Below are 13675 nucleotides of genomic sequence, written 5' to 3' on the forward strand. Positions count from 1 at the left end.
CCGGGGGGCCCGTGTCGGGTGCGCCGTGCCGATCGCCGCCCGGCGGCCGAAACACCCAGGTTGCGGCGGTACGACGCACCGGGGGTGCGTTGACTCGACCCGGTCGGATGACTCAGGCTCGCCATATAGGTGCTGACTACAACGATCTGGGTCGGGGCGCCTCGTTCGCCCGCAGATACGCGGTCACCGCAGGGCGTCGGCGCGTCGGGCCTGCGATCGGAAGCAGGAGGAAACACATGTGTGGCATCACCGGCTGGGTCTCCTACGACCGTGACATCCGCGGGGAAGCCGCGACGCTGGACGCGATGACGGAGACGATGTCCTGCCGCGGTCCCGACGACCGCGGTACCTGGATCAGCGGCCCGGTGGGACTCGGCCACCGCCGCCTGGCCATCATCGACCTGCCGGGCGGACGTCAGCCGATGGAGGTTCAGACACCACAGGGCCCGCTCGCCGTCGTCTACTCGGGGGAGACGTACAACTTCACCGAGCTGCGTCGTGAACTCACGGGCCGAGGCCACCGTTTCACCACCGAATCCGACACCGAGGTCGTGCTGCACGGCTACCTGGAGTGGGGCGAGGCCGTCGCCGAACGGCTCAACGGCATGTACGCCTTCGCGGTCTGGGACGGACGCAGCCAGAAACTGGTGATGATCCGCGACCGTATGGGCATCAAGCCCTTCTACTACTACCCGACCCCGGACGGAGTGCTGTTCGGCTCGGAGCCCAAGGCCATCCTCGCGAATCCGCTGGCCCGCGCCCGGGTCGGACTCGACGGACTGCGCGAGCTGTTCGCCTTCGTCAAGACGCCCGGTCATGCCTTCTGGGAGGGCATGCACGAGGTCGAACCGGGCACCATCGTGACCGTCGACCACAGCGGCCTGCGCCGACATGTCTACTGGTCGCTGGAGACCCGGCCGCACCCCGACGACCGGGACGCCTCGATCGCCAGGGTGCGTGAACTCCTCGAGGACATCGTCGAGCGCCAACTGGTCTCCGACGTGCCGCGCTGCACGCTGCTCTCCGGTGGCCTGGACTCATCCGCCATGACCGCGCTGGCGGCGCGCAAGCTCGCCGCATCCGGTGAGACGGTCCGCAGCTTCGCGGTCGACTTCGTGGGCCAGGCGGAGAACTTCGTCGCCGACGAACTGCGTACCACCCCCGATACCCCGTTCGTGCACGACGTCGCATCGGCTTCGGGCACCGACCACCGGGACATCGTCCTCGACTCGAATGCGCTGGCCGACCCGGCCGTGCGCGCGAAGATGATCACCGCACGGGACATGCCCATGGGATTCGGTGACATGGACGCCTCGCTGTATCTGCTCTTCCGCGCGATCCGGGAACAGTCCACCGTGGCGCTCTCCGGCGAGTCGGCCGACGAGGTCTTCGGCGGCTATCTGCAGTTCTTCGACGAGGAAGCCAGGAACGCCGACATGTTTCCGTGGCTGGTGCGTTTCGCCCGGCATTTCGGTGACGACGCCGACGTGCTGCGCCCGGAACTGAGCACCGCTCTGAACCTGCCGTCGTTCCTCGCTGACAGCTACGCCGACGCGGTCAGCGGCATCGCACGGCTCACCGGGGAGAGCGACTTCGAGTACCGCATGCGGAAGATCTGCCATCTGCACCTGACCCGCTTCGTCCGGGTGCTGCTCGACCGCAAGGACCGGGCGAGCATGGCGGTCGGCCTCGAGGTACGCGTGCCGTTCTGCGACCACCGGCTGGTCGAGTACGTGTACAACGCTCCGTGGTCGCTGAAGTCCTTCGACGGCCGGGAGAAGAGCCTGCTGCGGGAGGCCACGGCGGACGTGCTGCCGAAGTCGGTGTACGACCGGGTGAAGAGCCCCTACCCCTCCACCCAGGACCCCAAGTACGCGATCGCCCTCCAGGAGCATGCCAAGGACCTGCTCGCCAACCCGTCCCATCCGGTCTTCGAGCTCGTTGACCGGGCCAGGGTGCGCCGTGCAGCCGAACGCGAGGTACCACAGATCACCCAGGCCTCGCGCCGCGGTCTGGAGCGCACCCTGGACCTGGCGCTCTGGCTGGACCTCTACACGCCGGAGCTGATCCTCTCCTGAACGCGGTGGCGGTGGGTGGCCGGGATGGCGGCCGCCCACCGCCGACCGGTCCGAGAAAGCCCAGGTGGAGGCGGGCCGACGGGCTGCGCGTTGCGAATTCACCCGCGTGGGGGGACGCTTGTTCCAGTCAAAGTGTGTTCACCCGATTACTTTCGGTGTCCTCGGGGCTGTCATGTCAGACGAGGTGAGATCGGCCCAGCGCCGCTCACCCTGATGAGGAGACGCAGTCGTGATCACTGAAGTTCATCGCGAGTACGTACTGGACTTGGAAGCAACTCCCACCCGAGTGCCGCAGGTCCGGCGCATCGTCGCAGCCCACCTTCGCCACTGGCAGCTGGAAGAGTTGATCCAGCCTGTCAGCCTGGGCGTGTGTGAGCTTCTCACCAACGTCCATCTGCACGCGGGTGAGGACAAGCACTGCACGCTGGAACTCCGCTGGACCGGCCGCAACCTGACCGCGGCCGTGCTGGACGCCTGCCCGCGGTTGCCCAGGCTGCGGGGTGCGAGCCCGCTCGTCACCACCGGTCGTGGGCTGCCCATGGTCGCCACCCTCAGTGACAGCTGGGGCACCCAGGCCACCGCGGACGGCAAGGTCGTCTGGTTCACCCTTCGCGCCCAGGCCGGCACCGGTCGTCCGCGCGTCCTCCGTACCCCCAAGCCGTTCGCCGCCACCGCCGCCCGTGCGGCCGCGGAGGCCGAAAAGCCCGCGCTGCCCCAACGGCGTACCGAAGACGCGCAGTTCGCAGCAGAGGACGTGCACTTCGCGGAACTCGTGGAGGCGGGCAGATCCTAGTGCGCTCCTGCGGTCCGTGGCTCCCGCCGCCGGCCCCGCGCCCGTTCCCACCGTGCCCTGCGCAGGCCTGTCGAGCTGCGCGGGGCACGTGTGGTGGTGCGGGGCGGTCATCCGCGCAGCAGATGGCTCATGACCCGCCCGAACAGCAGCCGTCCCGCTCCCGCGGCGAGGGCGTCGAAGATCCGGGGCAGCCAGATGATCCGCAGTTCCTCGCGCCATACGACGCGACAGCCCGGGGCAGCCGGGTGCACTTCGATCTCGGCCCAGCCGCGCACCACCCGGCCGCGCTTCTCCAGACGGCACATGCCCGAGTGGCCGGGCCGGGGCGGCTCCCAGCGGGTGACCTCCATCAGGTCGTCGAATCCCACCGGACCGAGCCCGGTGTGCGCCACGAACCGGACGCCCACTCCAGTGGCCCCGGGGCCGATGACGGTGATCCTGGTCAGTGGTACCGGCGCGGCGTGCAGCTCCCACCGGGTGAGCCGGCGCCATGCCTCGGGTGCAGACAGCACGGCGGAGCGTTCGACACGGAAGAGAGCCACAGGATGACCTTAGGGGCACTCGCGGGCGAGGGCGGTGCGTCTCCCGGTGGAGACACACCGCCCTCGTTCTGCCGGTGGCGTGAAGCCGTGAAGTGCTGTCCGGGGTCGTCCCGTCAGCGGCCGGGGCCGGGGCCCTTCTTCCTGTCGCGCAGCTGCTCGCGCCGACCGTCGTCGTACTCGATCTGCTCCTTGCGGAGGTCGGCGGAGACTTCCTGCTGCTCGGTGACCTTCTGGGTCTCCATGTGTACACGCTCGACGGCGACAGCCTCCTTGCGAATGACGGGTTCCTCGGCGTGCAGCACCACTTCGGTCTCGGCCTCACCGATGCGCGCACGTTCCGCAGCGGTACGGTCCCCGTCCTTGATCGGTTCGCGCACCAGATGGACTTCTTCGTGGCTCACCGGGACGGTGGTGGTGACGTTCTCGGTCACGACGACCTTGCGCAGGTGCGCCCGGCCCGACTCGTGCTCCTCGGTGCCGACCCGCAGCTGCTCCTCGGAGCGTATGAGTTCTTCCTGGATGGCTGCCTTCCCGGTCAGGTCCTGGGTGCCGCGGGTGCCCGCCCCGGCTCCGACCGGTGTACCGGCCCCGACTGCCGCTCCGGACCCGGCAGCCGTTCCGGTGCCCGCAGCGCCGCCGTACATGCCGCCGGTTCCGGTGGTCCGGCCGCCGCGCATGCCGGTCTCCTCCATGCCGCTCGTCGCGTCACGGGTGCCTGCGGTGTCTGCTGCCTTGCCGTGCATGGGCCGGCTGGGGCGCCTGTCACCGACGCCGGGGGCACCACTGGGACGACCTGGCCGGCTGAGCCCGTAGTGCTCGTAGAGTTCCTGTTCCTGCGCGAGGTCGAGGTGCTGTTCGGCCTCCAGGCGCGGGGCGCCCTTGACGAGTTCCTTGGCGTGCGGGATGTGCAGGGCATCGCCCTCACGCCGGGCGCCTTCGAGGGGGACGAAGGTTTCCTTGGTGCCGAACAGGCCGGTCTTGACTGTGGCCCACTCGGGGGTACCGCTCTGGTCGTCGAGGTAGACCTGCTCGACGCCGCCGATCTTGTCCCCGGCGACGTCATAGACCGTCAGGCCGGTCAGCTCATCGGGGCTACGGAAGTCGGCTGCCATCAGTGATCACTCCCTTGTGCGTGGTCCGGCAGGGGGTCGGGTGGCCCCCGCCCGGGGAATCGCGCGTCCTTCCATCGGGTGCTCGATCCCGCCTCCCGGCAACCAAGGGCTGGCTCGGTCGGCTGCCGCATGGCGCGAGGAGGGCGCTCGTGCCCCCTGTTCAACCATCTTGCGCCGTTATGTGCTTCTTACGCCATTCGGGCGAATCAGTGAGGTTTTGTGGTGGTTGCGCCATCCGGACGAGCGCCGTCTGTGGCGTTGTGCTGTCCGCTGCCGGCGGCGAGCATGGGCTCGGAGGCTGATCTTGACCAGCACACGCACAGCACGGCTTTCGCGCGCCACGGCACTGGCCCTGCTCGCAGCCGCCTCGGGGTCGGTCGACGCGCTGGCGTTCATCGCGCTGGGGCACGTCTTCGCCGGGGTGATGACCGGCAACCTCATCCTGCTTGCCATCGCTCTCGGCAGCCGCTCCCCCGGGGATGCCGGGTTCCCGCTGGTGGCCCTCGCGGGCTTCTCGATCGCCGTGATCGTCGCGGGACGGATCTGCCGAGTGGGCAAGGCGGCCGACGGCGCTGCCGGGTCCGGCGGCAGGGCCGGTCCGGGCAGGTGGGACGGGGGCGTGTACGCCTGCCTCGCCGCCGACACTGTCGTGCTGGCCGGCGTAGGCGTGGCCTGGGCGGCGGTCGGAGGGCATCCGGACGGCGTCGGACGCGCCGTCCTGATCGCCGTGCTGGCCGTGGCGATGGGACTGCAGACCGGTGCGATGCTCGCCGCCGGCCCGGAGGGCGCGCCGACGACGTACTTCACCAGCACCCTGAGCAATCTGCTGACGTATCCGTCGGGCAGCGGCGTCGCTGCCTTCCGGCTCGCCGCACTGATGGTGGGCGCCGTCGGTGCGGCGGCGCTGCACACCTGGACGCCGGCCTGGGCCGCATGTCCGCCCCCGGTTCTGACGGCTGCGGCGGTGGTGGTCGCCCTGGTGGCGGAACGGCGTCGGCGATGAGCGGTCCGCCGCCGGTCCGGTGCCCGCCGGTTCCCGCGGCGGGCGCCGGGGCAGGCGCGACAGTGTTGGACCGGTCCCAGGAGGCGCCATGTGCTGGAGTGCGACAGCCGACCTCGCGGCGGGCGCCGGAATCGCCGCGATCGGAATTGCCTGCCTGGTGCCGGTGCGCCGGCGCAGGGACCTGCCGCTCGCGGCGCTTCCCTTGCTTCTGGGCGTCCATCAGGTCATCGAGTCGGCCGTCTGGCGCTCCGCGGGTGGCAGTGGCCCGGCCGTCACGGCCTGGGCCGTGATCGCGCTGCCCCTGCTCGCCGTGTGGGTGCCGCTCGGCGTGCTGCTCGCCGCCCCGCCGACCGCCAGGCGCCGCCTCTGGTGGCCCGCGGCTGCGGGGCTCGCCGTCGCGGCGGTCCTTTCGGGCTGCCTGGCCGGTAGGCCGGTGACTGCCGAAGTGCGTGGTCACACCGTCGGCTATGCGCTTCACCTGCCGTTGCCGTATCTGCTGATCGTGGGCTACCTCTTCGCCACCGTCGGCTCGCTGGTGCTCGCGGGGGACTCCCTGCTGCGGTTGTGCGGGGCTGTGATGGCGTCCGGAGCGGTGATCTGCTTTCTGCTGTGGCGCCTCGAGTTCGCTTCCACGTGGTGTGCGTTCGCGGCCGTTTCCGCGGTGCTGATGCTGCGCTGGGTGCGGCGGGAACCGCGGGGACCGGGTGCGTCCGGATGCGAAGCGAGTGAAGTGCGGTGACCCTGGAGGAGTGGGGAAAGAGGAGGCTGACACATGTCCATGATGGACAAGCTGAAGCAGATGATGAAGGGCCATGAGGACCAGGCCGGAAAGGGCGTCGACAAGGCGGGTGATCTTGCCGACGAGAGGACCCAGAGCAAGTACAGCAGCCAGGTCGACACCGCTCAGGACCAGCTGAAGAACCGGATCGACTCGGAGCGGGACCAGGGCCAGGGCGGTCCCTCCCAGCCCTGACCGTGCTGTGATGCGAACCGACGCCGGGTGGTGGAGCCCCATCGCGGGCTCCACCACCCGGCGTCGCTGCGTCCGCGCGCCCACGGGCACCGGATCAGTCGGCGATTTCGTCCTTGATGGACGAGACGCTCAGTACATCGTCGAACTCGGAAAGCTCCGCGACGAGTCGGTGGACGCTGGCGGTGCCCTCGATATCCAGCTGGACGAACACGGTACCGGCCGAGACGGTGTCATCCTCGTCGCGCCGGTGCCCGCTGTCCGGCGGCGTTTTCCGGTCCGGGCGGTCCACCCTGACCTGCAGCACCTGGAATCCCTCGGTGGTGGTGTGCTCGAGGATCCGGGTCAGCACACTCGTGCCGACCCGGTAGGCGAGATGCAGCCTGGTCTGTTCGGCCGTCGCGATGGCGGGGATCCGCCGGGTCACCCAGGGGTATCCCTGCGCCACCACGAAGTGCACCAGAGTGACGCCGATGGCCAGCAGCGGCAGGCCTCCACCGCAGGCCATGCCGATGGCACAGGTGAGCCAGACCGTGGCCGCAGTGGTCAGCCCCCGTACGGCGTCCCGGCGCACGAAGATGAGGCCGCCGCCGATGAAGCCGATGCCGGAGACCACTTGCGCGGCGACCCGTGACGGGTCGAAGGAGACGTTGTCGAGACCGAGAACCCCGTTGAAGCCGTGCTGCGACACCTCCATGAACAAGGCGCTGCCGACGCCGACCAGGGTGTGCGTGCGCAGCCCCGCACTCTTCTGCTTGGTCGCACGTTCCGCCCCGATCAGGGTGGACAGCAGCAACGCCAAGCCGAGTTCGGCGAACTGACGTACTCCTTGACCCGCGCCGGGATCAAACAGAGGCAGGGCGAGAGCGTGCAAGCGGGCCTCCAAACCTCGGACACACCATATCGAGCCTCATCCTGGTCGGCATCGATCCGCAAGCGCCACCGGAGCAGTTCGCCGTGCATCAGTGTGTGGTCTAGACCTTGACAGGTTCAGACCAGGGGCGCTTAAGTGCCTGCACCCCCACAGGCGGCCATCATCCTGCCGATGCGCCGCCGCGAAGGAGTGCTCACGTGTCACGACGCATCATGGCTCTTCTCACCGCCCTGGCGGCGGCCATCGGACTCGCCGCCTTCCTGCCCATGACATCGGCATCGGCGGCGACCTGTGCCACCGCATGGAATTCCTCCTCCGTGTACACCGGCGGCCTGGTGGCCTCCTACAACGGGCACAACTGGTCCGCGAAATGGTGGACCCAGAACGAGAGGCCCGGGTCCTCGGACGTCTGGGCGGACCAGGGGTCCTGTGGCGGCGGCAGCACCGAGCCGCCGACAAGCTCCGGTTTCGTGGTCAGCGAAGCCCAGTTCAACCAGATGTTCCCGAACCGCAATTCCTTCTACACCTACAGCGGACTGACCGCGGCACTGAGCGCCTATCCCGCTTTCGCCACCACCGGAAGCGATACGGTCAAGAAGCAGGAAGCGGCCGCGTTCCTGGCCAACGTCAGCCATGAGACCGGCGGGCTCGTCTATGTCGTCGAGCAGAACACCGCCAACTACCCGCACTACTGCGACACGTCCCAGCCCTACGGATGCCCGGCCGGCACGGCCGCCTACTACGGCCGCGGCCCGATACAGCTCAGCTGGAACTTCAACTACAAGGCCGCCGGGGACGCCCTGGGCATCGACCTGCTCAACAACCCGGGTCTGGTGCAGACCGACTCGGCGGTGGCCTGGAAGACCGGACTCTGGTACTGGAACACCCAGACCGGCCCCGGCACGATGACCCCGCACGACGCCATGGTCAACGGCGCCGGATTCGGACAGACCATCCGCAGCATCAACGGCAGCATCGAGTGTGACGGCGGCAACCCCGCCCAGGTGCAGAGCCGGATCGACAACTACCAGCGTTTCGTGCAGATCCTGGGGACCACCGCCGGCTCGAACCTGAGCTGCTGACGCGGTCGGTACCGGAAGCGGGCGGGCGGGGAGCCGCAAGAAGCTCCCCGCCCGCCCGCATCCGCACTGTCAGGCGACGTCCCTGAACGAGGGCCGTTGCGGCGGGTTGCCCGAGCGGCCCCGCGGGGAACCGGAGGCACGACGGGCCTGCGCCGGACCGCTGCGCCGGCCACGGGCCGACGCGGAGCTGCCCTTGGCCCGCTCGGTGACCGGTGACGAGAGGGTCACCGGCACGCCGGACGGAGCCTGGGCGCCGGTGATCCGGCTCAACTCGGCCTCTCCGGAGCGCACCTGCGCGATGCGCGGTGTGATCCCGGCATCGGCCATCAGCCGGCTCATCTCGCGCCGCTGATTCGGCAGTACGAGGGTCACCACGCTCCCGGACTCTCCGGCGCGCGCGGTGCGTCCGCCCCGGTGCAGGTAGTCCTTGTGATCGCTCGGCGGGTCGACGTTCACCACCAGGTCGAGGTTGTCGATGTGGATCCCGCGGGCCGCCACGTTGGTGGCCACCAGGACCGTGACGTGACCCGTCTTGAACTGGGCGAGCGTCCGGGTGCGCTGGGGCTGGGACTTGCCGCCGTGCAGTGCGGCGGCTCGTACACCGCTGTTGAGCAGGTGCTTGGTGAGCTGGTCGACGGCGTGCTTGGTGTCCAGGAACATCAGCACCCGGCCGTCCCGCGCGGCGATTTCCGTGGTGGTCGCGTACTTGTCGGCCCCGTGGACGTGCAGGACGTGGTGCTCCATGGTGGTGACCGCGCCTGCCGAGGGATCGACGGAGTGGACCACCGGATCGTGCAGATAGCGGCGGACCAGCAGATCGACGTTGCGGTCCAGCGTGGCCGAGAAGAGCATCCGCTGACCGTCCGGGCGCACCTGGTCGAGGAGCTCGGTGACCTGCGGCATGAACCCCATGTCGGCCATCTGATCGGCCTCGTCGAGGACCGTGATGGCGACCCGGTCCAGGTGGCAGTCCCCCCGCTCGATGAGGTCCTTGAGCCGCCCCGGGGTCGCCACGACGATCTCGGCCCCGCCCCGCAGCGCACTCGCCTGCCTGCCGATCGACATGCCACCGACCACGGTGGCCAGCCGGAGCCGCAGCGTCCTGGCGTACGGGGTGAGCGCGTCGGTGACCTGCTGGGCCAGTTCCCGGGTGGGGACCAGTACGAGCGCCAGCGGCCGGCGGGCCTGCGCGCGTTGCCCGGACGTACGGCTGAGCACCGCCAGACCGAAGGCGAGCGTCTTGCCCGATCCGGTGCGGCCACGGCCCAGCACGTCGCGACCGGCCAGCGAATTCGGCAAGGTGGCCGACTGGATCGGGAACGGCTCGTTCATGCCGAGACCGGTGAGTGTCGTCAGCAGCTCGGCGGGCAGCTCCATCTCGGCGAAGCTGTCCGCCGGCGGCAACCCGGGGGTGAGGGTGACCGGCAGCGCGAACTCGCCCTGTGGCGCAGCGGGCCGGCGGCCGCGGCCGCCGGTACGGCTCGGGCCTCCCGAACGGCTGGGTGCTCCTGAGCGGTTCTGCCCCTGCGAGCGGAAGCCACCCCGGCCGGCGCCGCCGCCGGTACGGGTCCGTGAATATCGATCGTTCGTGCGCCCTGTGCGGTCCATACGGAACCTCCTCGACGTGGCACGTATCGAGGAATTCCCGGCAGGGTGGGTAAGGGCCGAAGAATCGCAAGAACGAGCCGAAGCAAAAATGAAATCCAGGCCGGACGTTCTGCGGAAGCGCCGGGCCGTACACATTGAAATGGCCAGCATCGCCTGCCATGCAAAGGCGGCGGAGATGCTGGCTTGTGACTCGGATGTGCCTTCCGCGGCCCTCAATGGCGGCCGGAGGCGATCCGGGGAATACAACGAGCTGGGGCCCGCACCCCAAGGTGCGGGCCCCAGCTGCGTGTCGCGCGTCAGGCAGGGACGATGTTCTCCGCCTGCGGGCCCTTCTGGCCCTGCGTGACGTCGAAGGTCACCTTCTGGCCTTCCTGGAGCTCGCGGAAGCCCTGGGCGGCGATGTTCGAGTAGTGGGCGAAGACGTCAGCGCCGCCACCCTCCTGCTCGATGAAGCCGAATCCCTTTTCCGCGTTGAACCACTTCACGGTGCCAGTTGCCATGTCAAACACTCCTTCAGGGCAAAATGCCCGGAGGACCGCACTGTGCGAGCCTCGCGTCACTGAGATGATTGCCCCATCCGGAATGCTCCGGAAATACAAAAGTGCGCTCATCGACGCATAAAGTCGACGAGAGCACTTGAAGTCTTTGGGAACCACAACTGCAACTAGTGACGACACTAGCACGCTGAGGACCGGTCGGCACGGCAAGCATTCCTGCCGCGGTGCGTCGTGTACCGGATCTTCCGTCCTCCCGGGTCTATTTCTGCACTCGGAGAAATAGAAATTCCGCTGCGCAGGCGCGGATCAGCAGCCGGCCGCGGGCCGTACTGCTTCGACGGCCCGAACCAGCGGGGCGAGTTCCGGATGCGTGGCCGCCTCGTCCAGCGCGGCGCGCAGGGCGGCATTGTTGGTGGGGCGGGCCTGCTCCAGAAGTTCCAGGCCCGTCTCGGTCACGTTGGTGTAAATGCCGCGCCGATCGGTGGGGCAGAGGTACCGGGACAACAGCCCCCGGTCCTCGAGCCGGGTGACGAGCCGGGTCGTCGCGGACTGGCTGAGCACCACGGCGTCGGCGACCTGCTTCATCTGGAGATGGCCGCCGTCGTCGTCGTGCTGCCGGCTGAGCACGTCCAGCAGCGAATACTCGCGCACACTCAGCCCGTGCTGCGCCTGCAGGCGGCGTTCGATGTGCGTCTCGATCCGGCCGTGCAGCAAGGACAGTGCGCACCAACCCTGTGCGAGGGCGGTCAGCGCCGGATCGGTTGCGGTCATCAGTGCCTCCTGCGACAAGAGCTCTGCGGGGCGGGTCGGAAAACCGGGGAGCCCACAGCGTAACGCGTACAGCACTATACCGCGTATGGGATAGACGGCGCCTGCAAGCAGTGTCGGGTCCGTCGCGGGGGCGGCCCCCGCGACGAGAGAGCTTCGGCCCTGTCCACGACCGGACGGTCATGGGCAGGGCCGAAGACCGTCCCGGGCGGTTACTTCTTGAAGCCGTAGTCCATCAGCTTCTTCGCGTCCGCGGTGCGGTTGGCCACCGAGGAGGACGCGAGAACCGTACCGATGACCGTCTTGCCGCCCCGGGTGGCGGCGAAGACCAGGCAGTACTTGGCCTCAGGACCGGAGCCGGTCTTGACGCCGATGGTGCCCGAGTAGCTGCCCAGCAGGGTGTTGGTGTTGGTCCACGACATGTAGCGGTAGCCACCGCTCTTCGTGGTGACCTTCTGTTTGGTCGACTTCGTCTTCACGACCGTACGGAACGCCGAGTACGTCATCGCGTTGCTCGCCAGCTTCGTCAGGTCCCGCGGCGTCGAATAGTTCGCGCCGCTGCCGATGCCGTCGAACGAGTCGAAGTGCGTGTTCTTCAAGCCGAGGCTCTTGGCGGTCGTGTTCATCTTCCCGATGAACGACTTCACCCGTGCGGCCCGGGTGGAGCCGCTGCCGAACTTGTCGGCCAGCGCGTACGCCGCGTCACAACCCGAGGGGAGCATCAGGCCGTAGAGAAGCTGACGGACGGTTACTTTGTCCCCGACGATCAGATGGGCCGACGACGCGTTCTTGGAGACGATGTAGTCGCTGTACGCCTTCTGGACCGTGACCTTGGAGTCCAGATTGAGGTCTTTCTGCGCGAGCACCACCCTGATCGTCATGATCTTGGTGGTGGAGCCGGTGGAACGACGGGTGTCCGCGGCCTTGGTGAAGAGGGTCTTCCCCGTACCGTTGTTCATCACGAAGCCGCCCTTGGCGACGATCGTGGGCGTCTTGAGCGTGGCGGCCCGGGCCGGGGCGGCGAATGCCCCGGCGGCCAGGACGGCCCCCCCGGTGATGACGACCGTGGATACGCGACGCATGCCTTTGATGCCGGTGATCAAGTCGAATACTCCAAATGCCCCGATTGTGCGGCCACGTGGACGTGGCGCTTCCCCATGAGACGCACGAGAGAGGCTGATGGATGTACGGCATTGCGATATTTTTTCCGTCGGCGGTGGCGGCCCGTCAGGAGTGGCCCGTCAGGAGGTGCCGCCGGCGAGGATGTCCGGCAGCGCATACCCGGCCGGCTCCTCCAACTGGGCGTAGGTGCAGCTCTCCGGGGTCCGGTCGGGTCGCCACCGGCGCCACTGCGTGGTGTGCCGGAACCGTGCGCCGTTCTCCAGATGGTCGTAGGCGACCTCGAGCACCCGTTCCGGACGTACCGGAACCCACGACAGATCCTTCTTCCCGCTCCAGCGGCTCGGCGCCCCCGGCAGCCGTGCCGCCTCGTGAGCCGCCTCCTCCGCCCAGGCGGCCCAGGGATGGTCGGCCACGGTATCCATCCGCAGCGGCTCCAGCTCCTCGATCAGTTCCTTCCGGCGACTCATCGAAAAGGCCGCACAGACGCCGACGTGCTGAAGCACACCTCCGGCGTCGTACAGACCGAGCAGCAGGGACCCGACGACCGGGCCGCTCTTGTGGAAGCGGTAGCCCGCGACCACCACATCCGCGGTCCGCTCGTGCTTGATCTTGTACATCGACCGTTCGTTCGGCCGGTAGGGAAGATCCAGCGGTTTGGCGACCACACCGTCGAGACCGGCACCCTCGAAGGCGTGGAACCACTCCTCGGCCAGCGCGGCATCCGTGGTGGCGGGGGTCACGAACACCGGTGTCCGGGCAGTCTCCAGCGCCTCCACGAGCCGGGCCCGCCGGTCGGCCTGGCCGACCGTCAGCAGGGATTCGTCCCCCAGGGCCAGCAGGTCGAACGCCACGAAGGAGGCCGGGGTCTGCTCGGCCAGCAGCTTCACCCGGGACTGCGCGGGATGAATCCGCTCGGTGAGCGCGTCGAAGTCGAGCCGCCCCTCGCGAGCGATCACGATCTCGCCGTCCAGCACGCACCGCCGCGGCAGGTTTTTCCGCAGCGCGTCGACCAGTTCGGGGAAGTACCTGGTCAGCGGCTTTCCTGTCCGGCTGCCCAGCTCGATGTCCGGACCGTCCCGGAAGATGATCGCCCGGAAGCCGTCCCATTTGCCCTCGTACTGCATGCCGGGCGGGATGCTCTTCACGGACTTGGCGAGCATCGGCTTCACGGGTGGCATCACCGGTAGTTCCATGGCTTGATTCTGCTGCCGTACAGCGCTGCGCGC

14 protein-coding genes are annotated in these 13675 nt (G+C 68.7%); 6 read left to right on the forward strand and 8 right to left on the reverse strand.

What is annotated here, in order from left to right; translation table 11 throughout:
- Positions 1 to 236: 236 nt before the first annotated feature.
- Together asnB and AB0436_RS07060 are read left to right on the forward strand one after the other, a co-directional pair.
- Positions 237 to 2078, forward strand: a complete 1842-nt coding sequence (asnB, locus tag AB0436_RS07055; RefSeq protein ID WP_366466676.1) for an asparagine synthase (glutamine-hydrolyzing) — start codon at positions 237 to 239, stop codon at positions 2076 to 2078.
- Between the two features lie 229 nt (positions 2079 to 2307).
- Entirely contained in the window at positions 2308 to 2871 is a 564-nt protein-coding gene (locus tag AB0436_RS07060) for an ATP-binding protein (protein ID WP_366466677.1), read from the forward strand.
- A 107-nt stretch (positions 2872 to 2978) separates the two neighbouring features.
- On the opposite strand, the gene AB0436_RS07065 is transcribed toward AB0436_RS07060, so the two are convergent.
- On the reverse strand, positions 2979 to 3413 hold the full coding sequence (locus tag AB0436_RS07065; protein WP_366466678.1) for an SRPBCC family protein: 435 nt from the start codon (positions 3411 to 3413) through the stop codon (positions 2979 to 2981).
- 113 nt (positions 3414 to 3526) lie between these two features.
- On the reverse strand, positions 3527 to 4525 hold the full coding sequence (locus AB0436_RS07070; RefSeq protein WP_366466679.1) for a PRC and DUF2382 domain-containing protein: 999 nt from the start codon (positions 4523 to 4525) through the stop codon (positions 3527 to 3529).
- 304 nt (positions 4526 to 4829) lie between these two features.
- Here AB0436_RS07070 and AB0436_RS07075 point away from each other — a divergent pair, with 304 nt between their 5' ends.
- The 3 genes from AB0436_RS07075 to AB0436_RS07085 all read left to right on the forward strand — a co-directional run bounded on the left by AB0436_RS07075 (position 4830) and on the right by AB0436_RS07085 (position 6501).
- Positions 4830 to 5528, forward strand: coding sequence for a YoaK family protein (locus tag AB0436_RS07075; protein ID WP_366466680.1), 699 nt, complete (start codon positions 4830 to 4832; stop codon positions 5526 to 5528).
- 88 nt (positions 5529 to 5616) lie between these two features.
- The gene (locus AB0436_RS07080) at positions 5617 to 6267 is read left to right on the forward strand and encodes a DUF6629 family protein (protein ID WP_366466681.1); all 651 of its coding nucleotides are present in this window, start codon (positions 5617 to 5619) and stop codon (positions 6265 to 6267) included.
- A 33-nt stretch (positions 6268 to 6300) separates the two neighbouring features.
- Entirely contained in the window at positions 6301 to 6501 is a 201-nt protein-coding gene (locus AB0436_RS07085) for an antitoxin (RefSeq protein WP_366466682.1), read from the forward strand.
- Positions 6502 to 6595: 94 nt separating this feature from the next.
- On the opposite strand, the gene AB0436_RS07090 is transcribed toward AB0436_RS07085, so the two are convergent.
- Positions 6596 to 7372, reverse strand: a complete 777-nt coding sequence (locus tag AB0436_RS07090; RefSeq protein WP_366466683.1) for an MgtC/SapB family protein — start codon at positions 7370 to 7372, stop codon at positions 6596 to 6598.
- 197 nt (positions 7373 to 7569) lie between these two features.
- Here AB0436_RS07090 and AB0436_RS07095 point away from each other — a divergent pair, with 197 nt between their 5' ends.
- Positions 7570 to 8454 carry a glycoside hydrolase family 19 protein gene (locus AB0436_RS07095; RefSeq protein WP_366466684.1) on the forward strand — a complete coding sequence of 295 codons (885 nt, stop codon included), beginning with the start codon at positions 7570 to 7572 and terminating at the stop codon, positions 8452 to 8454.
- 69 nt (positions 8455 to 8523) lie between these two features.
- Here AB0436_RS07095 and AB0436_RS07100 read toward each other — a convergent pair whose 3' ends face one another.
- From AB0436_RS07100 to AB0436_RS07120, 5 genes are all read right to left on the reverse strand, one after another.
- Positions 8524 to 10062, reverse strand: coding sequence for a DEAD/DEAH box helicase (locus tag AB0436_RS07100; RefSeq protein ID WP_366466685.1), 1539 nt, complete (start codon positions 10060 to 10062; stop codon positions 8524 to 8526).
- A gap of 296 nt (positions 10063 to 10358) precedes the next feature.
- Complete coding sequence (locus AB0436_RS07105; protein WP_030072012.1) at positions 10359 to 10562, reverse strand: cold-shock protein; 204 nt, start codon at positions 10560 to 10562, stop codon at positions 10359 to 10361.
- A gap of 303 nt (positions 10563 to 10865) precedes the next feature.
- Positions 10866 to 11330 (reverse strand): MarR family transcriptional regulator, encoded by a 465-nt coding sequence (locus tag AB0436_RS07110; protein WP_366466686.1) that lies wholly within the window; start codon positions 11328 to 11330, stop codon positions 10866 to 10868.
- Between the two features lie 209 nt (positions 11331 to 11539).
- The gene (locus tag AB0436_RS07115) at positions 11540 to 12409 is read right to left on the reverse strand and encodes a D-alanyl-D-alanine carboxypeptidase (RefSeq protein ID WP_366466687.1); all 870 of its coding nucleotides are present in this window, start codon (positions 12407 to 12409) and stop codon (positions 11540 to 11542) included.
- Between the two features lie 159 nt (positions 12410 to 12568).
- Complete coding sequence (locus AB0436_RS07120) at positions 12569 to 13642, reverse strand: ATP-dependent DNA ligase (RefSeq protein ID WP_366466688.1); 1074 nt, start codon at positions 13640 to 13642, stop codon at positions 12569 to 12571.
- Between the last annotated feature and the right edge of the window lie 33 nt (positions 13643 to 13675).

The sequence above is a fragment of the Streptomyces sp. NPDC051322 genome (assembly GCF_040689485.1).
Lineage (GTDB): Bacteria > Actinomycetota > Actinomycetes > Streptomycetales > Streptomycetaceae > Streptomyces.